This is a genomic window from Pontibacter ruber (assembly GCF_023630205.1).
In the GTDB taxonomy this organism is placed as follows: domain Bacteria; phylum Bacteroidota; class Bacteroidia; order Cytophagales; family Hymenobacteraceae; genus Pontibacter; species Pontibacter ruber.
In genome coordinates this window covers 1,366,176-1,392,836 of record NZ_JALPRR010000001.1, presented here as the reverse complement: position 1 = coordinate 1,392,836, position 26,661 = coordinate 1,366,176, and the positions used below count along the sequence as shown (strand labels likewise).

Sequence of the window (26,661 nt, the reverse complement as noted above, 5' to 3'; positions counted from 1 at the left end):
TAAACCTGCAGCTTCTGACCGAAAATAAAAAATATTTTTCGTCTGCAGCTACTTAATATACTGCTATAGGAATATATGAAAATATGCTCATGTAAGCTAAAAAAGGCATTTTTGTCATTATAGCCCTTATAGCAATTTTGCGAGGCAGCGCGTACTCCCCCATAACCATGGGCACATTCGAGCGTATAAGCCCTCATTTGAAAAATATTCCGTAACTTTACGGCTTCACCAACTAAAAACGATATGAGAAACGATAGAAAGTGCTTTATCTTAACCGTAATCATTTTTCTATTTATCGGTATTAGTCAACCATTATTTGCACAAGACGACGACCAAACCCAGACTGGGCCAGCCTCATGGTATGGCAGCCAGTACCACGGGAGAAAAACCAGCAGCGGCGAGCGCTACAACAAAGAAGCCATGACCGCCGCCCACAAAACCCTGCCCTTCGGCACAAAAGTAAAAGTAACCAACCTGGCCAATAACGAATCCGTTATCCTGCGCATCAACGACAGAGGCCCCTTTGTAGGCGACCGCATCATTGATGTATCGGAGGCAGCTGCCCGTAAGCTTGAAATGCGTGGTGCAGGCATTGCCCGCGTTGAGGTAGAGGTACTTGAAATTCCGGGCAATGCTGTTGCCGTGAAAGAAGCCTTTAAGCACACACCAGCCTACACGATACAGGCCGCTTCCTACATCGATTACCAGCACGCCTACGAGCTTAGCCAGAAACTGAAGGCATTTGACAAACACCTTCCAGTAGAGGCTGTTGAAGAGCACGTAAACGGCAAAAAGGTAGTACGCCTAAAAGCAGGTCGCTTTGCTGACAGAAAAGAAGCAGAGGCCTTTAACGAACTGCTGGCAGAAGAAGGATTGTCAGGACTCGTAAGAGAAGCGTAAGACTACATCTCCTGGATTTTAGCTTAAAGCGCAAGCCCGTAAAGGCCTTGCGCTTTTTTTATTTCCCCCGCTCCACAGCGCCAGGTGAGGCAATCTGTCTCAGGTTTCGCAGACAACTATGCTGTTTTCATCTACAAAAAGAAGCTCTCCGGCAGATAGAGAAGGTTTAAACTTTGAAATGTAAGTGTAAATCTCTATACTTAGTTACCGAAACTGTACTTATCAAACGAAACTAACCTCTTATACCTTGAAACGACGAAATTTTCTTGAACTGACGGCGCTGGGCTTTGGCGGATTAATGCTGCCAAGTATACCTGTGTTCGGCGATATTATCGCGCCGGAACGCCTGCTGGAGACCGTGGACCCGGCCCTGAAAAAGCGCCTGGCCGACGTAGCCCTGAACACAGCCAAATCAAAAGGTGCCTCTTACGCCGACGTGCGCATTGGCCGCTACCTGCAGCAATATGTGTTTACCCGCGAAAAGCAGGTACAGAACATTGTAAACGCTGAGTCTTACGGCATAGGCGTACGCGTGCTGGCCAACGGTACCTGGGGCTTTGCGGCTACCTCTGACGTAACCGACAAAGGCATTGCTAAGGCAGCTGAACAGGCGGTAGCCATTGCCAAAGCCAACGCGAAGCTACAGAAAGAGCCGGTGCAACTTGCTCCTGTAAAAGGCTACGGCGAAGTAAGCTGGAAAACACCGATCGAGAAAAATGCCTTCGAGGTGCCGATCAACGAGAAAGCTGATCTGCTGCTGGCTGCCAATGCCAAGGCAATGGAAAATGGCGCCAACTTCGTTAACTCGGCCCTGTTCCAGATAAACGAGCAGAAGTATTTTGCTTCTACCGATGGCTCGTACATCGATCAGGACATCCACCGCATCTGGCCAAACTTTACGGTTACGGCTGTTGATAAGGCTTCCGGCAAGTTCCGTACACGCGAGGCGCTCAGCGCACCAATGGGAATGGGCTATGAGTACATGATCCCGAAGGCGGGCGAAAAAATAAAAGGACCTGAAGGCACCGGCCTGACCGGCTACCGCTATGCCTACGACATGCTCGAGGATGCCGCCCTGGCAGCTAAGCAGGCACGCGGCAAACTTACTGCCAAGTCCGTAGCAGCTGGCAAGTATGATCTTATACTTGACCCGAACCACTTAGGCCTGACCATCCACGAATCAGTGGGCCACCCGCTGGAGCTTGACCGCGTGCTGGGCTACGAAGCCAACTATGCCGGTACCTCTTTCGCTACGCTGGACAAGTGGAAGTCTAAGAACTTCAAGTATGGCTCCGATAAAGTAAACATCATTGCAGATAAAACCCAGAAAGGCTCCCTTGGCCTGGTAGGCTGGGATGATGAAGGTGTGAAGACCAAGCAGTGGGATCTGATTAAAGACGGCGTTCTGGTGAACTACCAGGCCATCCGCGACCAGGCGCACATCATCGGTGAGAAAGAATCACATGGTTGCGCCTATGCCGATAACTGGAGCTCAGTGCAGTTCCAGCGCATGCCAAACGTATCGCTGGCGCCAGGCAAGCAGAAAATGAACGTTGACCAACTCATCAGCAGCGTAGACAAAGGTATTTACATTGCCGGCCGTGGCTCTTACTCTATCGACCAGCAGCGCTATAACTTCCAGTTTGGCGGAACGGTGTTCTACGAGATCAGCAAAGGCAAAATTGTAGGCATGCTGGAGGATGTGGCTTACCAGAGCAACACCCAGGAATTCTGGAACTCCTGCGCCGGCTCCTGCGACGAAAGCGACTACCGTTTGTTCGGATCGTTCTTCGACGGCAAAGGTCAGCCAAGCCAGGTAAGTGCAGTATCACACGGCTCTGCCCACACCCGCTTCAACGGCGTGAACGTGATCAACACAGCGCGCAAAATTTAGCGCGAGTCCCGAGTTCTGAATTCTGAGTCCTGAGTTATACTTTGTAAAATGGCCGAAAGTATAGTTGCTACCAAGTCTTATAGCTTTGCGTTGCGTGTGATCAAGCTGTACAAACACCTGACACAAGAACAGCGCGAGTTTGTGCTGGCAAAGCAGGTGTTAAGAAGTGGCACATCTATCGGAGCCAATGTAGAAGAAGCACTCGGAGGCCAAAGCAAAGCTGATTTCAGGCATAAGCTAAGTATAGCCCTAAAAGAAGCAAGAGAAACAAGCTATTGGCTTCGACTGCTCAACGACTCAGAATACATTAAGCCAGAAGCTTTCAAAAGTATACATGGCGAGTGCGACGAGTTAATCAGAATTATCAGAAGTATAATTCTGACCTCGCAGCAAAACGAGAACAACTCGTGACTCAGAATTCAAGACTCAGAACTGAACCAGTAATACAGTTTGAAATTTAGCAAAGACATCAAAAATGGCAATATTAAGTAAAGAAGAAGCTCAGGCTATACTGAAAAAGGCTTTGAGTTTTTCGAAAGCTGATGAGTGTGAGATTACACTTAGCGGCAACACAGGCGGCAACATCCGCTATGCCCGAAACGAAGTATCCACGAGCGGCGCCGAAGACAACGTGTCGATGTCGGTGGAGTCGCGTTTTGGCAAGCGCTCTGGCGTGGCAACTATAAACGAGTTCGATGACAAATCGCTGGAAAAAGTGATTCGTCGTTCGGAAGAAATTGCGCGCATTGCACCGGAAAGCCCGGAGTATGTGGAAATGCTCGGCCCTCAGAAATACATCACCACAAAAGAACTTTTTGACGCAACAGCTAAAATAGACCCGGCTTACCGTGCCGAGGCAGCTGCTAAAAGTATAAATGCTGCGGCTGCCAAAGGCTTAACGGCTGCCGGCTTCCTGGAGCACTATACCAACTTCGTAGCAAAGCTAAACTCTAAAGGACTATTCGCTTACCACCCATCTTCGGTGATAGATTTCTCAGTTACCATGCGTACTGAAGATGGCACCGGTTCTGGTTATGTAACGCAGGATTTTTCTGACGCCAGCAAACTGGACACGGGCAAAGCCTCTCAAATTGCAGCCGACAAAGCCGTAAATTCACGCAATGCCAAAGCCCTGGAGCCAGGCAAGTATACCGTTATTCTGGAGCCTGCCGCTTCAATAGACCTGCTGCAAAACATGTTCTTCAACATGGACCAGCGCAGCGCCGAAGAAGGCCGCAGCTTTATGAGCAAAGCCGGTGGCAAAACCAAAGTAGGCGAGAAGCTGGTAGACGAGCGCATCACGGTTTACTCAGACCCAGCTAACCCAGAGGTTCCTTCGTCTCCGTTTGCAGGCGATGGGCGTCCGCAGGAGAAAGTTACTTGGATAGACAAAGGGGTAGTGAAGAACCTGTACAACTCGCGCTTTTGGGCCAGTAAAACGAACAGCAAATCTATACCTACTCCGGGCAACGTGATCATGGAAGGCGGCACACAGTCGCTGGAAGATATGATCAAGAGCACCAAGCGTGGTATTTTGGTTACGCGCCTGTGGTACATCCGCGCCGTAGACCCTCAGACATTGCTCTACACCGGCCTTACCCGCGACGGTACTTTCTACATCGAGAACGGCAAGATCCAGTACCCGGTGAAGAACTTCCGTTTCAACGAAAGTCCGGTTATCATGCTCAACAACCTGGAAGCACTTGGTAAACCACAACGCATCAGCGGCAGCCTTATCCCGCCAATGAAGATTCGTGACTTTACCTTCACCAGCTTGTCTGACGCGGTATAATAACTGTTGTTTATACTTTCAATATTCTTGTCATCTCGACGATAGGAGAGATCTGATTCAGATAATAAATTCAGATCTCTCCTGCTGTTGAGATGACAATTAGTTTAAACCTGAATATTCCTGTGCCTCCTTTCACCTTCGTACGCTTACAATACCGCTCCGGCAACTGGGATACCGACCCTCGTATGCCTAGCAATCTGCTGCACTCGCTCATCGAGTACACCACGGTAAAGGTGGCGGAACAGGAGAAAGTAGTAGCGCTGGAAAGTACAGAGATCTTTAACTATCCTTTCTGTTACATGAGCGGCCACAGGCTGGTGCAGTTTAACCAGAAAGAGCGTAAGAACTTTGAGACGTATGTACGCAACGGCGGCTTTGTGTTTGTAGACGATTGCAACCACGACATCGACGGGCTATTTGCCAGGTCTTTTGAAGAGCAGATGAAGCAGATCTTCGGACAGAGTGCGCTCAAGAAGATCCCGAATAACCATAAGCTGTACAAGTCCTTTTTCACCTTCGACGAAGGGCCACCCACCACCTCGTTCGAGCTCAACGGCTGGGGCGACGACCTGGTGCACGACTACCTGAAGGCTATCGAGATCAACGGCAGAATAGGCGTACTGTATAGCAACAAAGATTACGGCTGCGAATGGGACTACGACTTCCGGAACAAGCGCTGGCTAGCAGAAGACAACACTAAATTCGGCGTCAACATCATCATGTATGCGCTTAGCAGTTAACATTTAACAGTTAGCAGTAAACAGTTATTAGTGATAAAAGGAATCAGTTCAGAAGGCGATGTGAAGTAACTGTTGGTGAAAACACCAACAATGGCAGGGAACAGGTAAAATGATGTAGGACAAGTAAAACAGTGGCTAAAAGTATAAATTTTATGACTGCTACATAGTATAGACATTAGCCAGGTGCACAGTTGACGATTTTTTGTTTGAGCGGTCAGCGAGTGGGGGTAGGGGCCCTCGAAAAACAAAATCGTCTTGATTTTTTGCTTACTTTTTTATCAAGAAAAAAGTAAGGCCCGCCGGCGAGGCGAGCAATGAAACAAATTAAGTTGAGTTTGCAAAAGCTTCAACTACAAAGCATTTAAAGTCATCAATCAACATAAATGACTGAACAAGACATACAACACCTCCTACAAAAGCTGCCACAGCTAAAGCAGGAGATACAGAAAATAATTGTAGGCCAGGAAGAGGTGCTGGACGAAGTCCTGATCACCATGCTGGCTGGCGGACACGGTTTGCTGGAAGGCGTACCAGGTTTGGCGAAGACCTTGCTCGTACGCACCCTCAGCAGCGCAATGGACTTAGGCTTCAGAAGAATTCAGTTCACTCCGGACCTGATGCCGACGGATATATTGGGGACCGAAGTACTGGAAGAAGACCACGCCACAGGCAAACGCTTTTTCAAGTTCAATGAAGGGCCGATCTTCTCGAACATTGTGTTGGCCGATGAGATCAACCGTACGCCGCCCAAAACGCAGGCAGCCTTGCTGGAGGCCATGCAGGAGCACGAAGTAACGTATGCCGGCAAAACCTACGCGTTGCCAAAGCCCTTCTTTTTGCTGGCTACCCAAAACCCGATCGAACAAGCAGGCACCTATCCTTTGCCCGAAGCGCAGCTCGACCGTTTCCTGCTCTACATCAAAATAAAATACCCAAGCGAGCAGGAAGAACTGAACATACTTTCCAGCACTACCGGCACGCGGCAGGCGCAAGTACAATCAGCTATCACCGGGGAGGAGGTACTGCAACTGCGGCAATTGGTGCGCGAGGTAAGTATAAACAATGACCTGCTGAGCTACGTGAACCAGATCGTGCGAGCCACCCGCCCTGATTCCACAACGGTAGATTTTATAAAGCAATACGTGCGTTGGGGAGCAGGACCGAGAGCCGGGCAGGCACTTATACTTACAGCCAAAGCGCGCGCCTTGCTGCATGGTAGGTTTGCCGTAACCGAGGCAGATATCCGTACAATGGCTTACCCTGTGCTGCGCCATCGCGTATTAGTAAACTTTACAGCCGAGGCCGAACGTATTACACCAGACAGGATAGTAGACGAGCTGCTGCAAAGTATAAAACTACCAAAGGCAGTGCTGGCCTAATGAATATAAATTAAGCAAAGTATAGCGTGCAAGAAGAAGTAGATACCGTCAAGATTTCAGAGGCACAGATCAAGATACTGAGAAGCATTTTGGGAGAAAGAATATACTTTTTCTACTCCGATAAGCTTCAGGTGGAAGGAGATAACGGCTGCTTTCTGTTCTGGGCAAACGGGTTTGCGCTTGCTCTTTCTACCATACACAGCGCGCCCGGCATGTTCAGGACCTACATCAACATCAGTGCAGACTACAGGCTATCTTCCAGAGAATCGGCAACTTATTATGTGTTCGACATAACCGTAAGCAGCGCCCCCTTGTGGCAGGAAGGCGCTTTGCAGTTCAGCAAACTCTCGAGCTTAAGAATATTTTCTGACCCAATCCTGATGATCGAGATCTACCAGAACAACGGCAACTCCGCTGAAAAGATAGTCACACATGATTGCGCCATGGTATTCTACTCGCCCAGCCGGAAGCTCATGCTCAAAGCCAGACAGGAATTGATTGGCGGCGTCGACATCATCCTGGACGAGGCGTTTATAGATGCCCAGGTCAAAAAAATGAAACTCCGCAGCACCCTTGTCTAAAGAAAAATTTATCGATCCCAAAGTACTGGCTACCATCAAAGACCTGCCGCTGCTGGCAAAAACAGTAGTAGAAGGCTTTATGAGCGGCCAGAACCAAAGTCTGCGGCGTGGTGCTGGTCTGGAGTTCAGCCAGTACCGCAGCTACCAGCCCGGCGACGACCTGCGGCAACTCGACTGGAAGATGTTTGCCCGCTCCGATCGGTATTATATCCGCGAGGCGGAGGTGGATACGAACATCACCGTGCGGTTTATTATTGATGGCAGCGCCTCTATGGGGCACGAAGATATGAACGGCCTGAGCAAGATGGATTACGCCCGCTTCCTGGTGGCGTCGCTGGCGTACCTGGCCACCACGCAAGGCGATGCGGTAGGCTTGTACGTGCTGCACGAAGAGCAGCTCATCAACCTGACACCGCGCTCGGATAACATGCACCTGCAACGCTTCTGGCACCAGCTCAGCGAAATAAAGCCAGCAGGACGTTTTCCAAATCCGGCAACAGCTGCCAATCTGTTTTCAGACCGACGCCAAAAGGAGCTGACCGTTTTTGTGACAGACTTGTACGAGTACGAGGATGAGATCAAAAACCTGCTCTACAAGCTGGGAGCACAACGACATGAATTGCTGCTCTTTCACCTGATGAGCCGCAACGAACTGGATTTTACCTTCGACGGTACCCTGACCTTCGAAGACCTGGAGACGGGGCAGACCCTGCAGGTAGGAACAGCCGAGCAGCGAAAATCATACTTAACTAAATTACAGGAATGGCTGCAGCAAACTGAAAAAGACATGCGTAACCGCCAGATCGCCTACGACCGCTTCGTCACCGACGAGCCACTTGACAAAGCTCTCCGGACATTTTTAAAGAACAGGCTGCTGTATGGTTGAATTGTTGATTGCTAAATAGCTAAATTGTTAATTGCTCATTGTTGTCTTGAAATGAAGAACCCACCCCTAACCCCTCCGAGGAGGGGAATACCTTGCACGAGTAAAATTCCGCTCTTGGGAGGGGTTAGGGGTGGGTTAATGCACATGAAAATATTTCCGGATATTTATACTTTAGCGACCATTGTGCTTGCTGGTGAAAACACACAGCAAAAGCAAAAGACTCTCTAACTTTCTAACTCTAAAACTCCCAAACCCTCTAACTCCCGTGTTCTTCCTCTCTCCATACTGGCTATTTGCAGCGTCGGCTATATTGGTGCCAATTGCCATACACCTGTGGAATAAGCGACAGGGGAAGACGGTGAAAGTGGGCAGCCTGCGGTGGCTGGAGGCATCAGCAAGCAAGCGCTGGAGCAGTATCCGGTTGAAGGATGTGTGGCTGCTTGTGCTGCGCTGCTTTATACTTATACTTTTAGCTGGTGCTTTGGCAAAACCGGTCTGGGTTCATCCACCAGGAAAGCAGAAAAGTCGGAATGCAGTTTACGTAGGGCAGGAGCTGCTCTATAGTACCGCAATTAAAAGTATAAAGCCTGCTGTTGATTCGCTTCTGCAACGCGGGTATACCTTGCACCACTACGCTCTTGGCTTTGCACAAATAACACAAGAGCAATGGCAGGCCCTCAGCAGCAACCCAAACGACTCCACCGTTGGTAACGGTAACCACTGGGCGCTGCTGCCGGCTATGGCACAGCATTACCCTCAGCCGCAGGACAGTGTCTGGCTGTTTACTTCCGATCAGCAGCGGCATTTTAAAGGAGCCCCCACCGCTATGCAGCAAAACATCATCTGGATACCGGTTGCACTTGAGGCCACTACCACCTGGTTGCAGGCTGCTATTAAAATCGGCCCCGACAGCATACAGTTTATACTTGGAAACAGCACCCGCGAGGGCACTACCTTCAGCCGTATCCGCAGCGCATTTTCTGATCAGGCACAAAGTATAAATGTAGGCGCAGGCAGGCAGGTCCGGCTACAGCAGCAAGGCGACAGCCTGTGGGTGCACATGCAAAAAGATGAGCAGAAGGTATTTGTCAGAAATAAGCCGCTGCGGGTAAGTATAGTTTCTGGTAAAGCGCAGCAAGCCGACGTAAAATACCTGCAGGCGGCCATTCAGGCCATCAGCAACTACACCGGAATTCCGATAACAATGAAACCTGTAGCAATCACAGCGTCTCCGGATACAGCTGCGGCCTGGCTGTTCTGGCTCAGCAGTGAGGAACTGCCTCAGACATGGAAGCAGCAGGTACAGCAACAAGGCACCCGGGTGTGGCTGCAGAAAGCGGAAAAACCAGCAACCACCACTGCTCATTTTGCTTCGGCGGGAGGCAACATCAAACTCAGACAGCTTTCCAAAATAATCGCTTCAGATCGTTATACTTCATTGTGGCTTACTTCGTCTGGCGAACCGCTGCTAACAAAGCAACCTTTAGGCAAGGGAGCTATTTATCATTTCCGAAGCGGGTTTAGCCCGAGGTGGAGCCAGTTGGGGCAAAGCGCCCAGTTGCCGGAGTTATTGCTGCCGCTGCTCTTGCCACAAGCCGCTGCTTCGGTGTACGACGTTCGGGCACTCGACGAAGAACAGCTGAAGCCGACTGTAAAAACGTTGCAGGAAAGTATAAAACAGGAAAGTCAGCAAAGTCATCTGATTCCCTGGTTGGTTTTGGCAGCTTTTATCTTATTTTTAGCAGAGCGACTTATCGCCACTAAACGAGCAACAGCATGATGCCAGTGCAGGATAACCTATACGCGCTACAGCACATTCGCCGGAAGTACATCCGCGCGAAGCTGCTGCTGTACGCCCTGCAGGCCCTTGCGGTGGCTGTGCTGGGGGCTGCTATACTTTACAAATGGCAGGTCGAGGTGCCAATACTCGCTGCTGTAGCTGTTTCGGTCATTTTAACTGCTGTTTTATACTTTACTTGGGGCTGGAACAAGGTGCGGCAAACGAATCTTCGGCAGGTTGCCCGCCACCTCAACCGCAACTACCCGCAGCTGGAAGACAGCACCGAACTGTTACTGCGTCCCTCCTCTGAACTGAACTTCCTGGAGCGGCTGCAGCAACAAAAAGTATCGGAACAACTGCAGGCGATCGAACCGGAAAGCCAACCCGTATTTTACGTAAGAAAGAACCCTACCTTGCTTGCCCTGGGCCTAGCCCTACTTATTGCAGCGGGTATACTTTTTCTGCCTGCAGCACCGCTGGCTGGCGCCACGTTCCCAAAGCAAGTGCAGCTTGATTTCCCCAACACGCCCAAAGAGGTAGCCGATACAGCCGCTTTTATTCAGAAGATCGAGATTACCATCACGCCGCCCGCTTATACAGGCAAGAAAGCTTACAAGGCTTCGCAGCCCAACCTGCGCGTGGAGCAGGGGGCAATGGTCAGCTGGCGCATCACCACCAACCGGACTGCCAGAACCTTTCAGCTGGTCCTGAATGATAAAAGTCCTATCAAGCTGAATGGTAAGAACGGCAGCTATACCGTGTCGCATACTTTCACGGAGCCGGCACTTTACCACCTCAACCTCAACGGCCAGAAGTCGGCTTACTATACTTTGGAGATCATACCGGACGAGGCACCTACGATCCAGGTCACGAAGCCGGAGCAGTACACAGAGATCCTGTTTGGCGATCCGCAGCGGGTAACACTCCGGGCAGAGCTGTCCGACGACTACGGCCTGCGCGACGCCAACATGATCGCTACGGTAGCCAAGGGTACAGGCGAGGCCGTCAAGTTCCGGGAAGAAAAGATCGGCCTGGGCTTTAGCAGGCAAATCCGAAGCTTCAGCGTCAACAAGACTTTAGATCTGCAAAAGCTGGGCATGACCTACGGCGATGAGCTATACTTTTACGTGCAGGCCTGGGACAATCACAAAGGCTACACCCGCTCCGAAACCTACTTTGTGCAGATCGAAGACACGACCATTGCAGAAAGTATGGACGACCTGACGATGGGCGTGAACCCGGTGCCGGAGTATTTTCGCAGTCAGCGCCAGATCATCATCGACACCGAAAAGCTAATAAAAGACCAGAAAAGTATAAGCCGGGCCGCTTTTGAGGAGCGGAGTAACAACCTGGGCGTTGACCAGAAGCTGCTGCGCCTGCGCTACGGCAAGTTCCTGGGCGAGGAGTTTGAGTCGGGTATCGGTCCGGGGGGCGGCATACCGGAAGGCGAAGAAGGCCACCACGCCGGCGACGGCCACGACCATCTGGAGTTTGAAGACCAGAACAGCCCGGAAGCGCTGCTGGACCCGTACCTGCACAAGCACGACCAGGAAGAAGCGGCTACCTTCTTTGAGCCTGCCGTGAAAGCCAAACTAAAAGGAGCACTGGCGCAGATGTGGGAAGCAGAGCTGCGGCTGCGTACCCACCGTCCGAAAGAGGCCCTGCCTTACGAGTACAAAGCGTTGCGCATGCTCAAAGAGGTACAGCAGAGTACCCGCGCTTACGCCGCTAAAACCGGCTTCGACCCACCTCCGCTCAAAGAGCCTGAAAAACGCCTGACCGGCGACCTGAGCAAAATAAAAGCACCCGCTGAAAGAAGAACGATAGAAGCCGAAACCAAACTGCCACGCACCCGCGAGGCGCTGCAGTGGCTGGAACGGCAAAAACAAGGCTACAAGTATAAATCATCAGATGTCGCGTTGCTGGAGCGGGCAGGGCAGGAGCTGGCGCAGGAAGCGCTAAGCACACCGGGCCGCTACCTCCGCGCCATGCAGGACCTGCGCACGCTCATCGCCGATATCAACGCCAACAGAGTCCTTTGCCAAAACTGTATGGTTACAGTGGAGCAGGCCTGGCAGGAGCTTTTGCCGCCTGCCAGGCCTACGCCACAGAAGCAAGGCACGACGAGGAGCAAATTGGCGAGAGAGTATTTGAAGAAGTTAGAAAGTTAGAAAGTTTGGGAGTTAGAAGGTTAGAGAGTCTTATGCCCTTCCTTGCTGGGTGTTTTCACCAGCAAGCGGAAAGGACGCTGAAGTATAAGCTGTTGGTGAGAACACCAACAACGGCGGTAAAACCCGCTTCATTTTAAAATATGGAGCCACAACTTACTGTCATTCTGTTAAGAAACTTGGTCGAAGGGAGGTCAGGCTTTCGCTACTGGCCCACAAGACCTTTCAGGATGACAAAAAGGAGAGAAGGAGAGGATTCTACTTGTGGCAAGAGTAGTTAACAATTTTGCTATTTAACAAACAACAATTAACAATCAGCAATCAATAACTAAATGACACCATACCTCCCATACCTTCTCGCTATCGTAGCAGCGCTGCTGCTCGTGTGGCTGGCCTGGCGGCGCCCGAACCGCCGGCGGCTGGTGTGGCGACTGGCGGCCAGCGCAGTGGCAGGTATAAGTCTGGTGCTGCTGCTTTTTCCGCCAACGTACCAGCGCGCGCTCGATCCGGGTACGGCTATACTTCTTACCGAAGGTTACCAACCTGACACCCTCAACGATTTGCTCCGGAAGATGGAGCCAGCGCCGCAGGTTTATACTTACAAAACAGCAGCTCCTAAATCGGAAGCGGTAACTGACCTGTACACATTCCGGCAACAGCACCCGCAAGTAAACATGGTGCATGTAGTGGGCTATGGGCTGGAAGAGCAGGAACTACAGGCATTAAAGAACATCAGCCTGGTGCCTCATCTTGATCCAATGCCTGCCGGAGTTTCAGCAGTTACCTGGCCGGGCACGACTGCCCTGGGAGAAGCCGTTGTAGTGGCCGGGAAGTTCAACCATACTATAAACGAAGAGGCCAAACTATACCTGCAGGCAGCAGGACGGGTACAGGATTCGGTTACGGTAAAAGATGTTGGCAATCATACGTTCCAACTGCGCTATACTCCTAAACAGGCAGGACGCTATACGTATACTTTGCTTATGAAGGCAGCAGGCCGAACAGATACGGTGGGATTGATACCGGTGCAGGTGGAGGCGCCTCAGAAACTAGGGGTACTGCTGGTTTCTTCTTTCCCGGTATTCGAATTCAAGTTCCTGAAAAACCATTTGGGGCAACTGCAGCACCGGGTAGCCTTGCGAAGTACCGTCAGCAAAGGGATGTACCAGAGCGAGTGGCTCAACATGCCGCAGACCGACCTCAACCGGATCACACCGAAGCTGCTGCAACAGTTTGATATGGTGATCACGGAGCCACAGGCATTGCAGGAGCTCAGCAGCACCGAAAAGGCAGCTCTGCAGCGAGCCGTTACAGAAGAGGGCCTTGGCGTGTTAACCATTGCCGGAGAGCAGCCCGCCAACCGCAGCACCGCCTTCTTTACCAGTTTCAAGAGCAAGCGCCTCTCTCAGCAGGACACCCGCACCGCCCGTGCCACCTGGACCAATAACACCTCTGCCGCCACTGCTGCATTGCCTTATACCTTGGTGAGCAGCGAAGCCGTGACAGGCCTGGTAGAAGAACAGGGAAACAGCTTGTTAGCAGCAGGCCGAAAAGCAGGCTGGGGCACTGTAGCCATGACCGTAATCCCGCAAACCTTTAGCTGGCAACTGGAAGGCAAACAAAGCACCTACGCCAGCTATTGGGCTCATTTACTTTCTTCAGTAGCAAAAAAGGAAGTACAGGAAAAATTCTGGCAGCTCACGACACCACAGGCACCAAAGCCTCACCGGCCGGTTGATCTTTCCCTCACCGACTATACCTTGCAAAGCACGCAGAAAGCCCCTGCCGCAGCTATCCGAAGTATAAACGACACTGCAAGTATAAGTATAGCTTTGCAACAACACCCACATCAGCCCGAGCAGTTCAGCAGCACCTTCTGGCCCCGCCATACCGGCTGGCATGTAGTAGAGTCGCCGGACGTGGAGCCGTTTTATTTCCTGGTGCAGGATAGTGTTGCCTGGCCGCACCAGGCGATTCTTGCTAAGCGGGAGGCTACTGAGCAGTTTGTGCAGCAGCAAAGTATAAAACTAGCTGCTACCACCACAACAGACTTTACAAAAGAGCAGGTGCCGGTGATCTGGTTCTTCCTGCTGTTTGTGCTGAGCAGCGGTTTCCTGTGGCTGGAGGAGAAGTTGTAAAAAACTCTGAATACCCAGCTTCTACAACTTTGGAAAGAGCCGGTCGTATCGGGGAGTACGAACAAGCACACTAAATGGCTATACCTCAAATTGTTGTGATCTCTAAGATAATTCACAAAAGGATTATAACCTTTGCTCCACTGTTAAAGCCATTTGGCTTTTTAGATCTTTCGTTCCTACACTTCCCAATTCTTAAGGTATAGTCTTGCAGACGAAATTCTACATACCGCACATCCTGTTGCAGGAGTTCATCAACTGCATTATGGTGATACATGCCGAAGTAGATACGAACTCGTCTGCCGTTATTTGCCCCTACCCGCCTGCACCGCAAAACTCGTTGTTCTTTTACATCAACGACCGCATACGGGTACAGAAAGATGGCGAAACCGACTTCGTGCTGCAGCCTCGCAGTGTGCTGGTAGGGCCACAGGTAAGCCGTGTCATGCTGGATATCAACAAGAGCCATAAAGCCGTGCGCGTAGGCTTCCACCCGGGCGGCATGCACCGGCTCCTGGGAATCTCCATGGCCGAACTAATTGACGATCACTTTGACGCATCCGATGTTTTCGGGAGTGAAATGGAGCAGGTAAACAGCCGCTTGCAGGAGGCCCGAAGCTTCGATGAGATAAAAGAGGTGGTAGAGCAGTTCTTGCTTCGCAAAGCCAAAAGCATGAAACAAGCTCTCCCGTTCGACAAGGCTATGCTGGAGCTCATGCGGCATAACGGCAACACCCCGATCGAGCAGATTGCTTCGCTGGCCTGCCTGAGCCTGCGGCAGTTTGAGCGGGTCAGCAAAGAACGGATCGGGCTTCCGCCTAAGTTTTTTGCCCGGCTCGTCCGTTTTTCCAAAGCCTACCGCATGCGCGAAAATTTCCCGCAGCTAAGCTGGACCCACATCGCCTACGAATGCGGCTATTTCGATCAGATGCACTTTATCCGCGACTTCAAGCAGTTTGCTGGCGTGGCACCCCGTATCATCGAAAAAGATTTAGAAAAAGCACCCGTGCGACTTCAGGCCGGGTTGCGCCTGTAGTTGTCGTATTTATACTATTTGCTGTCGGTGTATAAGCTGAAATTTGATCAAACTAAAAGATCAGATTTATGAAACCGTACATCTTACTTTTCTCCGCATTCGCCTTGTTGCTGGCACAGCCGGCCAGGGCACAAAAGTCGAATCAACTTAAGTCCTTACAGGGCCATACCGCTCAGGTATACTACAGCCATGGGCACGAGCAGCGGGCACAATCCATCGCACAGCGTATCGACAAAGCAATGACTTATTACCAGCAGTTACTCGGGTTCAAGCCCACTGTAACACTGCTTATTCTGAGCCCTGCTGACTGGACAAAGTATAGCACAGTACCTGTGGTGTATGGCATGCCGCACTATGCAGATGACAAAATCTTGGTAATGGCGGCAGAAGACAATCCTTTCTGGAGAAGTTTTATACCTCCGCTCGAGCAACTCCCACAGGACCTGGGCCAGCAGATTAGGGCGGCGTATCAGGACAGCAAGGGAAATCTGAGCATGCAGCCTTTCTTTGACTTGCTGGCCCTGCACGAGTTGGGGCATGCGTTTCATTTTCAGGCCGGGCTTAACATGCAGCGCAAGTGGATGGGTGAGTTGTTTGCCAATACCTTGCTGCATACCTATGTAGCCGAGAACGAGCCGGAATCCTTGCCAGCACTGACGCTTTTCCCGCGTATGGTGGTGAGCAGCGGCGCCAAAGAGTATACCTACACCAGCCTGCAGGATGTAGACCAGCGTTATGATGAGATAGGCCAGCAGCACCCCAAAAACTATGGCTGGTATCAGAGCCGTTGGCACATGGCAGCGGGCACCATCTACGATACGGGCGGCAAGCTGGTGGGCCGAAAAATGTGGGACGCCCTCAAAAGCAGTCAGGTTAATTTAACCGACGAGCAACTGATCTCACTTCTCGAAAACGACGCCAATAAAAGCGTGGCTGATATGATGCGCAACTGGGATAAAGAAACCTTGAAATAAAGCATGTGCGGGCCCTGATTTCACGATGATTTTACCTTTAAAAATAAGGGCTTGCACTAAAGCGGTCCCCGACATTTGTATTACACCGTCTGCACCACTTTCGCGGCAAAGGTATCCAGCAGCTGAATCAGGTCCGGAATGCACTCCAGGTTTAAGGTATGGCCTACCTTCGGCAGAATCTCCAGCTCGCCATGCGGAAGCGCCTGGTACATGGCTTTTCCCATCTCGGTGGTGCACAGCATGTCTTCTTCGCCGTGCACGACCAGCACCGGCACCTGCACCTTTTGGAGTTCCTCCAGGTAATTGCCGCTTTCTTCGGTCGCGCGCACCAGTTTCAGCAGGCGCTCCGGCGTAGGGCTCTGGCTGGCTTTGCTGTTCTTGAGGTTTTCTATCGTAATGATAGGGTTCAGAAAATAGCTGCGGCCTAGCACAAAGGGCAGCATCACATCGAGCATGAGCGGGTAACCACCTGCCAGTAAAGCCTGTTTCCAGCTGGCGCCGATGGAGTCGAAGAAGGCGTCTTTGTACGGGAAGGTAGAAAGCAACACCCCACGCTGCACCAGCTCCGGATGGTTAACCAGGAACCGTTGTGCCACGGCACCACCATAGGATATGCCAACCAAAATTATTTCGGATGGCAGCTGCAGCGCCTTTAGCAGATCTGTCACATCAGCCGCGTGGCCTTCAAAGCTGCGGTGCTCCGGCGCCTCGTCCGACTGCCCCTGGAACAACAGATCCACCAGCACCAATCTATACTTCTTGCCCAAGGCATGCACCAGCCCTGCCCACGCCGCCGTCGACTGCGACAGCCCGTTCAGGAATACCATGGCCTGTGCGGCGTTGGCGTCTCCGTGCAGTTCGTAATACAGTTCCAGTCCGTCGGGTAAACGATGTCTCATAGTGGTAGCTTTTGATGAAGAAGTGATAAACAAATCTATAGGAAAATCCTGAAAAGCAAAGCAGTTGCCAAAGTATACCCTCAGCAGATCTCGCCTTCCAGCAGCCGCTCGTTCTCGGTTGGTTGCTGGGGCAGCACCAGGGGCACCGTAAACCAGAAGCGGCTGCCTTTGCCTACTTCCGTTTCCACTTTTATACTTCCGCCGTGGCGCTCTACAAAGTAGCGGCAAAGCAGCAGCCCCAAACCCGTGCCTTTCTCGTTCAGCGTACCTTTGGTGGCCATGGCCGGCATCTCCAGTTTAAACAGCGTCGCCAGCACATCGGGGCTTATGCCAACACCCTCGTCGGTTACGGCGATTGTTGCCATACTTGCGGAGCCTTCTTCGGCTTCAATCCGGATCAGGCCACCTGTGTGCGAAAACTTGATGGCATTGTGCAGCAGGTTGCGGATTACAAAATCGAGCATGTGCGCATCGGCCCGGACGCGCAGCTCGGGTTGCACCGTTACCTGCCACTGTATCTGTTTGGTATCAGCGGTATCTTTCAACAGGTTCACGTTCTGCTGCACCAGGTCTGCCAGCAGCAGTACTTCCGGCTCATAGCGTATATGGTGCCCCGAAGCCGTCTGGGCCGTTGACCATTGCAGCAAATTCTCGAGCAGGGCCTGCAGGTTGCGCACCGAAAGCTGCGTATGCGTGGCCAGCTTCTGCATCTGCTCCGGCTTCATCTTATCTGAAAAGTTAACCAGTATGTTCAGGAAAGACTCCAGCGTAGCCAAAGGAGTGCGGATGTCGTGGGAGATGATGGAGAAGAAGCGGTCTTTGAAATGGTTGAGGCGGCGCAGCTTGTGCTCCGATGCCTTCAGTTTGCGCACCGTATCTTTCAGCTCCTGGGTCTTGTGCCGCAGGGCCGAGGTACGGTTGGCGACCATCACCTCCAGCTCGTTTTTCTGCTGCTCTATCAGCAGCTTGCGCTCTGTTTCTTTTTCCCGCTCCAGCCGTTCCTGCTCCAGCACTTTGGCGTTCAGCTCGCTGGTAACGGTATTCAACCGGTAAGCCAAACCCAGCGAGAAGAGCACCACCTGGGCCACCATGCCCACCTGCGCCGAGTACACGGTAATGGTATTATCCGGCAGCAGGTGATTTTCTTTCAGGATAAAGAGCAAGGCGCCCACTACAAAAAACACGTTCGCGATGAGGAAGTATAAAGCCGGGCGGTAACCCAGCCGCAACGAACTTACCCCCACCAGCAGCATCGCCACCAGCACCAGCCCTCCGATGATCCCGATAAAGCTGACACAAGCCTGCAGCAGGTCGAGCGGCGTGAAGTACGAAAGCAGGCCCATGCCTACCGGCATGATGTACAGCAGCCCCAGCAGCAGCAACACTTTGTCCCAGGCAGGCATGGTATGCTGGGTGTTGAGGTAACGGCGCGTGAACAGCACCCGGAACAGACCATTGAAGGTAACGATGAACGGAAAACTGTGCGCATTCCAGTAAGGGGCCTGCGGCCAGAGCAGCTCCAGGGCAAAGCCGTGGTAGAACATAAAGTACAAGCCCGTGCCCAGCAGCGCCAACAGAAAATACAGGTAACTGCGGTCGCGCACAGAGGCAAACAGCACCAGGTTATAAAGCGTCATCACAAGGATGATACCGATAAAAATACCTTGTACAAAGAGCCGGTCGCGGTTGGCCTCGTGTACCTGCTCCGGCAGCAGCAGTTGGAGGCTTAGCTCCTGCGGCTTGTACAGATCCAGGTCGCCCTGCAGGCGCAGGTACAGCAGCGTGCTGGTGTTAGGTGCCAGGTGCAGTTGCACGTAAGGTTTGTACAAGGGCACATCCCGCTCGCTGATCGGCACCAATTGGCCTGTCTGCTTTAGACGATACGTACCGGAGGGTTGCTGCTCGTAGAGGTCTAAGTGGCTCCAGTCGCCGGCGTAGAGGTAACGTTCCTGCTCCCGGGCAGTAGTATTCTGCACAACCACCCGCACCCAATGCACGGTTTTACCGGGCGCCGGCGCTGTGGTGGTATCGTTGGGGGTAAAAGCTTTTTGCTGCACCTGCTCCAATCCGAGCGTGGCTACATTATCGTGGTATACTTGCAGCGGCAGCCGGATGTGCTGTGTGGCTGCCTCCAGCTTTACCGTATCAGGTACCTGCGCACGCACGGGCAGGGCTGCTGTTATAAGCAGCATACCCAGCACCCAGCACAAGTGGTGCAACATTGGTTTCCGGCAAGATACAAGCATGCATCAATTTACAAATAAATCTCAGTTATACTATACTTCTCTGTGTGCCCTGGTTTTGTCAGTAAAATCAAATTGCTATATTTAACTGATGTATTCTTAGCAACTTATAAAGTATGGCCAGGCTGAAATTACTTATTGCGGAAGACGATGTGGTGATTGCCCAGAACCTGTCGCTGTCGCTGGAGGCGATGGGGTATGAAGTATGCCATGTGGTAAGTACCGGCGAAGAGTTGCTTTTAGAGGTACACCAGCACAACCCGGACCTGGTGATACTCGACATCACGCTGGAGGGAAAACTGGATGGCATCGAAACGGCAGCCCTGCTGGCAAAAGCTACCAAAGTACCTTTTATTTTCATGACTGCCTTCTCTGATAAGGAAACCATTGACCGGGCAAAACAAACCAACCCGTACGCATACCTGGTCAAGCCTTTTGAGGCCCGCACGCTGCAAAGCAGTATAGAGCTAGCCATCCACAACGCCGGCACCCGGCAACTTGCAACGGACGCCTCACCAGCCAGGCCTGTTCCGGCAACGGATACTACTGACACAGTGGAAGCCGATAACTTCCTCCTGCACGACACGCTGTTTGTAAAGGTGCGCAACCGACTCGAGAAAGTAGCCCTGGAAGATATCATCTGGATAGAGGCGCAGGACATCTACTGCAACATCAAGACGCGCACGCACCTGTACCTGGTAAGCCAGAGCCTGAAGACCCTGGAGCAGCGCCTGCCTGCGGGCCAGTTCATGCGCGTGCACCGCTCCTACATCGTGCACCTGTCTGCCATCGAGGCCATCGAGGATAACCACATCCTGATCGGAGGCAAGCACATCCCCATCGGCAATACCCACAAAGACTCTTTGCTGAAAAGGCTGCAGATTTTGTGAGTTAGAGAGGGAAAGAGTTAGAAGGTTAAAAAGTTAGAACATTGTGGAGCTAAATATTCTCCAGGTTCTTTTGCCCTTGCTGCGTGTTATCACCAGCAAGCACAATGGCCGCTGAAGTATAAAATTGGGCTTTGATCCTAATCCTGTTGATCCTGCACTCATCCTGTAAATCCTGATGCAGACAATCAACAATTCACCCATTCCCTCAATCGCTCATCCAAAATTAAGAAGCACTCACTCACCTATTTCAAATCTCACCTGCTGCACTTCCGATTTCACCTCAAATATTCCTGAGTTGGCAAGTATAGGCTTTCGGTAATGTTTATTATTCCCTACATTAATACAACATTCCTTCACCTATAATACCATTCCCTATGAATATGGCCTCCTCAGAACTTGTGACAGCTGGTTGGGTAATCGTACTGGCCTACGCAGGTGTCATCCTGTTTTTTGTGGTGCGGGGCGCGCTGCGTATCCATTCCATCTCTGATTATGCGCTGGGCAGCGTTGCGTTCTCGCCGGTGGCAGTGGGGCTGGCCCTGGCCGCTTCCATGACGAGCGCTGCTACTTTTATCATCAACCCCGGCTTTGTGGCACTGTATGGCGTTAGTGGCGTTATCTCGATGGCACTGGCTTTGCCGCTGGCGGCACTTGTATCGCTGGTGGTACTTACCAAAGGCTTCCGCAAAATGGGTACTGCCGTAAAGGCGCAAACCATGGCCCAGTGGATGGGTCTGGTATACAAGAGCCGTGGCTATGCCATGTTCTTCGCTTTCCTCTCGCTGCTGCTGATCACTTTTATCGTGCTGATCTGTGTAGGCCTGACCAAAGTGCTGGCCAGCGTACTGAACCTGAATGAACTGCACGTGTGCGTGGGCATTGTGGTGTTTGTGTTCGGCTACATGATGTTCGGGGGTGCCAACTCCATGGTGTATACCAACATGATACAGGCTGCCATTATGCTGATAGTAGCTTTTATACTTTTAGGCTCCGGCTACGAACATTTCAGTAACGGCGTACATGGCTTTCTTGATAAACTGGAGGCGATCGATCCGCTGCTGGTGGCTCCGGTTAACCCACAGAGCTTCCTATTCCGCGATAATTTTGAAATTATTTTCTGCCAGGTGATCATCGGGATTGCCATCGTTTGCCAGCCGCACATCATCACCAAATCGCTCCTGCTCAAAAATGAAAAGGATGTTAATTTATACCTGCTGGTGGGCCTGCTGGTGCAGGGCTTGTTTTTCCTGGTCGTTTTTGCCGGCTTATACGCCCGCCTCTCTTTCCCGGACCTGACCGTGAACGGGCAGCCACTGCCGGTAGACGGAATTATGTCGGCGTACGTGGTGCAGGAGTTCCCGGTATTTGTGGGACTGCTGGTGGTGGTCGGTCTGATCTCCGCAGGCCTCTCCACCCTGGAAGGCCTGATTCAGTCTGTTTCTGTTACCATCACATCAGATATTCTGCGCCCGATGCTGGGAGGTAAAATGGCCGCACAGGAAGTGGTAATTAACCGCCTGGTGATTGTGGTACTGGCGGCGGTTTCTATCTGGCTCACGTTTGATCAGTTGCAAAACCCGAACCTGAGTGTGGGCATCTTTGCGCAGAACGGGGTGTACGCTTACTTTTCGGCTGCCTTTGTGCCAGTGCTGTTCGGCATGTTCCTGCACCGCGTACCGCTCATTGCGCCGGTCGCTGCTTCTCTTACTTCTGTAATCGTGCACTTTGGTGTATACTATGGCGGCCTTACCACTTACATGCAGGCGCCAGTCCGCAACCCGGGCATCGCAGCAGCACTGGCCATACTTGCCTCTGTGGCCGTGGGTCTCATTTTATACTTTGTTTTCCGGCCGGCTGCTGACAAAGCGGAGGCTGCTCGTGCTACAGCTTTAACAGAACCAACTTATGAGAGCGAGTTTAAGAAATAACCTGCTGCTGGCCTTCCTCTGCCTGTTGTGCCTTAACGCGCAGTGCCAGACAGCTAAAAAAGCACCCGCTGCTGATCCTGTTTTCGAAGGGCTGAAGTATAAATACACTACCAAAAAGGTGATGCTGGCAGATGGAACCAGCATTACTTACGTCGATGAAGGGAAAGGACCCGAAACAATCATTTTCATACATGGGCTGGGCAGCTACCTGCCAGCCTGGGACAAGAACATTGAAGACCTGAGCAAGAGCTACCGCTGCATTGCCCTCGACCTGCCTGGCTATGGCAAGTCAGCAAAAGAAGGCGTGCAGCCGGGCATGGACGCTTATGCCACGGCTGTACTCGCGCTGATGGATAAACTGAAACTGAAGCAGGCCATACTTGCCGGCCACTCCATGGGCGCGCAGATCGCCCTGACGGCTGCCATGAAAGAACCGCAGCGCGTGAAGAAACTGATACTGGCTGCGCCCGCTGGTTTTGAGACCTTTACCGAACAGCAGAAGCAACTTTTTAAAGCAACCGTAACGCCGGAAAGCGTGCAGAAAACCACACCGGAACAGGTAGCAGCCAACATCAAAATCAACTTCTACCAGATGCCAGCCGATGCGCAGTTTATGATTGCCGACAGGCTGAAGATGGCGGAGTCGAAGCAGTTCGGAGCTTATAGTGCGGCTGTGGCAGGCAGCGTGGCAGCGATGGTAGACGAGCCGGTGTATGAACAGCTGCCGCAGGTGCAGGCACCTACACTCATCGTTTTCGGCGAGCACGACGCCCTCATTCCGAACCGCTACCTGAACCCTGGCCTGACTACACAGGCGGTGGCCGAAAGCGGCCGCGACCGCATCCCCAACAGCCAACTGGTAATGGTGCCGGCGGCGGGTCACTTTGTGCAGTACGAGCAACCGGAAACATTTAACAAAGAAGTGCTGAGTTTTCTGAAGCAGCAACAGCAGTCCGGCAATAGTAACAAATCAAAATAATTTATACATCTAACCTTAACCTTACTAACCATGAAAAAAATTTACTTACTCCTGCTCGCGCTTTTTTCAGTGGCGCAGGTGGCATTGGCCCAGAGTGGCGGTGTCAGAGGCAGAGTGCTCGGGGCCGACACCGGAGAACCCCTGATGGGTGCTACGGTGGTGCTGGAAGGCACCTCAAAAGGCGCCACAACCAACTCAGCCGGTGAATTTAATATTACGGATGTCCCGGTTGGCACTTATAACCTACGCATCTCTTTTGTAGGGTACAGCTTCCCGAACCAGTCCGTAGCCGTGACCGAAGGCGGTACTACAGACGTTGGCACTGTTTCCATGTCGGTAGCAAATATGCTGGGTCAGGAAGTCGTGGTATCGGCTTCGCGCAGACCGGAGAAACTAACCGAAGCGCCCGCTACCATCAGCCTGATCTCCTCCCGGGAAATTGATGAGCTGCCGTCTTTTAACGTAGGGGAGCTGCTTGCCCGGCAGAAAGGAGTTGAGTTCATCCGTACCGGGGTGTTGGGAACAGGTGTCAACGTGAGAGGGATGAACAGTGCCTTTAACCCTAAAAACCTTCAGATGAACGACGCCCGTTTGTCTACGCTTATTGCCACGGGCTTGCCTCTGGGCCCACTGAGCACTGTTGTAAAAGAAGACATTGAGCGCATAGAAGTAGTATTAGGCCCGGCTGCGGCGCTTTATGGACCTAACGCACACAACGGCCTTGTAAATACCATAACCAAAGATCCCCGTCGCTCCGAAGGCACTACCCTGGCAGTTGGTGCTGGTAACCAGCAGGTATTTTCAACCAGATTAAGACACGCCATGGTGCTGAGCCCGAAGGTGGCTTTTAAAGTTACCGGCGAGTATACCAAAGGACTTGACTTCGCCTATGACGATACCGTGTATTTTGGTGCCACGCAGCGAGCAACAGAAATTGACCTGGACAGAAAGTTTAATTCCCTGCGAGGGGAAGCAGCTGTATACTATAGCCTGAATAACGCCTCTGACATTATACTATCCTACGGAGGCAGCAACTCCAACAACCTGGCACAAACCAATGCCGGCCGAAACCAGATAAAAGACTGGCAGGTGCATTACCTGCATGCCCGCTACGTGTCTCCACGGGTATTTGCGCAGGTATATCACACCTGGAGTAAGACAGATGAAACCTACGCTATCAACCAGCGAACCCAGAACTACCTGAGCTTTAAAAATGCAGGATTCAGCGATGAGGAAGCACGCGCAAGATCTTACACAGAACAGTGGTTCGGCACTTCGCCAACTGCAGGCAGAGCCTTACCTCGTGGTGCCGTATTCAGAGATGACTCCCGTCGCATAAACGGCGAAGTGCAGTACAACAACAACTTCGGGGGCTTTGATATTATACTTGGCAGCCAGTACCAGCGCGATATTGCCAACAGCCGTAACACCTACCTTTTCGACCAGAAAGGTGCAATAGAGGTAGACCAACTGGGCTTTTATACCCAGATAGAAAAGCAACTTGGAGGTGGTTTCAAAGTACTGGCCGCAGGCCGTGCCGATAACCACGAACTGTACGGCTTCAACTTCATTCCAAAGGCAGCACTGGTATGGTCACAGAACGATCACTCGGTACGCCTGACCTATGGCAAAGGTATTGCAGCGCCAACTATCCTTAACCTGGAAGGCTACCTGTTTGGTGGCCTCTTGATCGGAAACGGCGAAGGGTATACGTTGAGCGATGGCACCAAAATAGACAAGCTGACAGTAGAGTCTATCAACACCTTAGAAACAGGTTACAAAGGCAAGTTGAGTGATAAGTTATTCTTCGATGCCAATGCCTACTACAACAAGTCGAAGAACTTCCTGAGCCCGGCTATCAACATCGCCACACAAGGCCGTACGGTTACGCACAGAGGCAGCACGCCAATGTCTGAGGTAGTACCGGGAACGCCGGAGGCTGGCGCAGCGCTGGTGCTCACGTATGTTAATTTCGGTGAGGTAGATACCTATGGCGCTGACTTCGGATTGACATTCGCGCCTACCAAAGCGCTGAACTTTGTAGCCAACTACTCTTACTTCGGCTACGAGATCGACAAAGATGACTTGGGCAACGATGGCAACAAAGACGGCAAAGTGAACCAGCTGGATTTGTCTATTAACGCACCGGCTAACCGTTTCAGCCTGGCTGCCAACTATAGCCAGGGCAAGTTCTTCGGCTCTGTGTTCGGCCGCTGGGTACAGGAGTTTGATTTCTTCTCCGGCATAAACGTGGCTGCCAAAGCAGACGAAGCGCTGGGCCTGAAAGAAAACGCCCGTTTCGGCAGAACATGGAATTATGGTCCGCTGGGTGGCTTCACCAATTTTGATGTGAGCGCAGGCTATCGCATAAACAAGTACCTGACAACATCTGCACAGGTAACGAACGTGTTCGATAGCAAAGTAAGAGAGTTTGTAGCATCTCCTTTTATCGGCCGGTTATACTCTGTTGAGTTGAAGGTTAACTTACCAGGTTTTTCTAAAAATACGAATACAGGTAATTAGGTTAGATTAGTGTTGTTTCCAGAGCGCCTCCAAAGGGCGCTTTGGCTTTTTTAGGCGCCTGCACTTTAGCAGATACAAAGTATGGGTTCCGAAGATTTCCCTTTTTATACTTTAAAATCAGTAAACGATGAAAAACGCGATCATAACAGGTGGCACGAGCGGCATTGGCCTAGGTATAGCGACAAAATTTGCCTCGCAGGGCTACAACCTCCTGCTGAACGGGCTGGAAAAAAACGGGGAAGAAATCACGCAGGAAATAGCCAGGGAGTACGGTGTGCGCGCTGTTTTCTCTCCGGCTAACCTGCAGCAACCGGAGCAAATAAAACGAATGGTACAGCAGGCAGAACGGGAGCTTGGGCAGGTAGATGTGTTGGTGAATAACGCCGGCATACAGCATGTGTCTCCGGTGGAAGAGTTTCCGGAAGACCGCTGGGATGCCATTATTGCCATCAACATGTCGGCTACGTTTCATTCGGCAAAAGCTGTATGGTCGGGCATGAAGGCCCGTGGCTTTGGCCGTATCATCAACATTGCTTCGGCGCATGCACTGCGCGCTTCAGAGTATAAAGTGGCTTATGTAGCAGCAAAACACGGCGTGGCCGGAATCACCAAAGTGCTGGCACTGGAAGGCGCCCCTTACGGGATTACCTGCAACGCCATTTGCCCGGGCTATGTACGAACGCCGCTGGTAGAAGCCCAGATAGCAGACCAGGCACGGGTGCACCAGATGTCGGAGGCCGAGGTGATCGAAAAGGTAATGCTAAAGAAACAGCCCGTGAAGCAGTTTGTAGAAGTGCAGGCAATTGCCGGGCTCGCCCTGCACCTTGCCTCTGAGGCAGCCAGCCAGCTTACCGGCGCGCTACTGCCCATCGACGGAGGCTGGTCGGCGCAGTAAGTATAAAGACTCCACCCAAACAAAAAGCCCCGGCACCTT

Annotated in this window: 20 protein-coding genes; 18 read left to right on the top strand and 2 right to left on the bottom strand. The window is 51.8% G+C overall.

Translation table 11 applies throughout. The features are described 5' to 3' along the window. Positions 1-243 precede the first annotated feature (243 nt). The 13 genes from MJ611_RS06175 (at position 244) to MJ611_RS06115 (ending at position 16,265) form a co-directional block, all read left to right on the top strand. Positions 244-900 carry a septal ring lytic transglycosylase RlpA family protein gene (locus tag MJ611_RS06175; protein ID WP_250428636.1) on the top strand — a complete coding sequence of 219 codons (657 nt, stop codon included), beginning with the start codon at positions 244-246 and terminating at the stop codon, positions 898-900. 247 nt (positions 901-1,147) lie between these two features. After that, the gene (locus MJ611_RS06170) at positions 1,148-2,794 is read left to right on the top strand and encodes a TldD/PmbA family protein (RefSeq protein ID WP_250428635.1); all 1,647 of its coding nucleotides are present in this window, start codon (positions 1,148-1,150) and stop codon (positions 2,792-2,794) included. Positions 2,795-2,842: 48 nt separating this feature from the next. Then, positions 2,843-3,205, top strand: coding sequence for a four helix bundle protein (locus tag MJ611_RS06165; RefSeq protein WP_250428634.1), 363 nt, complete (start codon positions 2,843-2,845; stop codon positions 3,203-3,205). A 64-nt stretch (positions 3,206-3,269) separates the two neighbouring features. Continuing rightward, entirely contained in the window at positions 3,270-4,586 is a 1,317-nt protein-coding gene (locus MJ611_RS06160; RefSeq protein WP_250428633.1) for a TldD/PmbA family protein, read from the top strand. 122 nt (positions 4,587-4,708) lie between these two features. Then, positions 4,709-5,326 (top strand): DUF4159 domain-containing protein, encoded by a 618-nt coding sequence (locus MJ611_RS06155; protein WP_250428787.1) that lies wholly within the window; start codon positions 4,709-4,711, stop codon positions 5,324-5,326. A gap of 383 nt (positions 5,327-5,709) precedes the next feature. Further along, positions 5,710-6,705: an AAA family ATPase gene (locus MJ611_RS06150; RefSeq protein WP_250428632.1), complete on the top strand. Its 996-nt coding sequence runs from the start codon at positions 5,710-5,712 to the stop codon at positions 6,703-6,705. 26 nt (positions 6,706-6,731) lie between these two features. Further along, on the top strand, positions 6,732-7,286 hold the full coding sequence (locus MJ611_RS06145; protein WP_250428631.1) for a hypothetical protein: 555 nt from the start codon (positions 6,732-6,734) through the stop codon (positions 7,284-7,286). Further along, positions 7,279-8,172 carry a DUF58 domain-containing protein gene (locus MJ611_RS06140; RefSeq protein WP_250428630.1) on the top strand — a complete coding sequence of 298 codons (894 nt, stop codon included), beginning with the start codon at positions 7,279-7,281 and terminating at the stop codon, positions 8,170-8,172. Before MJ611_RS06145 ends, MJ611_RS06140 begins: the two co-directional genes overlap by 8 nt. Before the next feature lie 265 nt (positions 8,173-8,437). Beyond that, on the top strand, positions 8,438-9,952 hold the full coding sequence (locus tag MJ611_RS06135) for a BatA domain-containing protein (RefSeq protein ID WP_250428629.1): 1,515 nt from the start codon (positions 8,438-8,440) through the stop codon (positions 9,950-9,952). Beyond that, a complete protein-coding gene (locus MJ611_RS06130; RefSeq protein WP_250428628.1) occupies positions 9,949-12,123 on the top strand; it encodes a DUF4175 family protein in 2,175 nt (724 codons plus the stop codon). The genes MJ611_RS06135 and MJ611_RS06130 overlap by 4 nt, the downstream gene beginning before the upstream one ends. Before the next feature lie 329 nt (positions 12,124-12,452). Then, positions 12,453-14,258, top strand: coding sequence for a hypothetical protein (locus MJ611_RS06125; protein WP_250428627.1), 1,806 nt, complete (start codon positions 12,453-12,455; stop codon positions 14,256-14,258). 205 nt (positions 14,259-14,463) lie between these two features. Then, on the top strand, positions 14,464-15,291 hold the full coding sequence (locus MJ611_RS06120; RefSeq protein ID WP_250428626.1) for a helix-turn-helix domain-containing protein: 828 nt from the start codon (positions 14,464-14,466) through the stop codon (positions 15,289-15,291). Between the two features lie 68 nt (positions 15,292-15,359). Beyond that, entirely contained in the window at positions 15,360-16,265 is a 906-nt protein-coding gene (locus MJ611_RS06115) for a hypothetical protein (RefSeq protein WP_250428625.1), read from the top strand. An 80-nt stretch (positions 16,266-16,345) separates the two neighbouring features. On the opposite strand, the gene MJ611_RS06110 is transcribed toward MJ611_RS06115, so the two are convergent. Then, entirely contained in the window at positions 16,346-17,164 is an 819-nt protein-coding gene (locus MJ611_RS06110; protein ID WP_250428624.1) for an alpha/beta fold hydrolase, read from the bottom strand. An 80-nt stretch (positions 17,165-17,244) separates the two neighbouring features. Further along, a complete protein-coding gene (locus MJ611_RS06105) occupies positions 17,245-19,386 on the bottom strand; it encodes a sensor histidine kinase (protein WP_250428623.1) in 2,142 nt (713 codons plus the stop codon). Positions 19,387-19,523: 137 nt separating this feature from the next. Between MJ611_RS06105 and MJ611_RS06100 the strand changes: the two genes are divergently transcribed. The 5 genes from MJ611_RS06100 (at position 19,524) to MJ611_RS06080 (ending at position 26,622) form a co-directional block, all read left to right on the top strand. Then, complete coding sequence (locus tag MJ611_RS06100) at positions 19,524-20,297, top strand: LytR/AlgR family response regulator transcription factor (RefSeq protein ID WP_250428622.1); 774 nt, start codon at positions 19,524-19,526, stop codon at positions 20,295-20,297. Between the two features lie 374 nt (positions 20,298-20,671). Beyond that, positions 20,672-22,225 (top strand): sodium:solute symporter family transporter, encoded by a 1,554-nt coding sequence (locus MJ611_RS06095; RefSeq protein WP_250428621.1) that lies wholly within the window; start codon positions 20,672-20,674, stop codon positions 22,223-22,225. Next, on the top strand, positions 22,203-23,204 hold the full coding sequence (locus tag MJ611_RS06090; RefSeq protein WP_250428620.1) for an alpha/beta fold hydrolase: 1,002 nt from the start codon (positions 22,203-22,205) through the stop codon (positions 23,202-23,204). Before MJ611_RS06095 ends, MJ611_RS06090 begins: the two co-directional genes overlap by 23 nt. Before the next feature lie 30 nt (positions 23,205-23,234). After that, positions 23,235-25,727 carry a TonB-dependent receptor gene (locus tag MJ611_RS06085; RefSeq protein WP_250428619.1) on the top strand — a complete coding sequence of 831 codons (2,493 nt, stop codon included), beginning with the start codon at positions 23,235-23,237 and terminating at the stop codon, positions 25,725-25,727. A gap of 127 nt (positions 25,728-25,854) precedes the next feature. Then, a complete protein-coding gene (locus tag MJ611_RS06080; RefSeq protein ID WP_250428618.1) occupies positions 25,855-26,622 on the top strand; it encodes a 3-hydroxybutyrate dehydrogenase in 768 nt (255 codons plus the stop codon). The last annotated feature ends 39 nt before the right edge of the window (positions 26,623-26,661 follow it).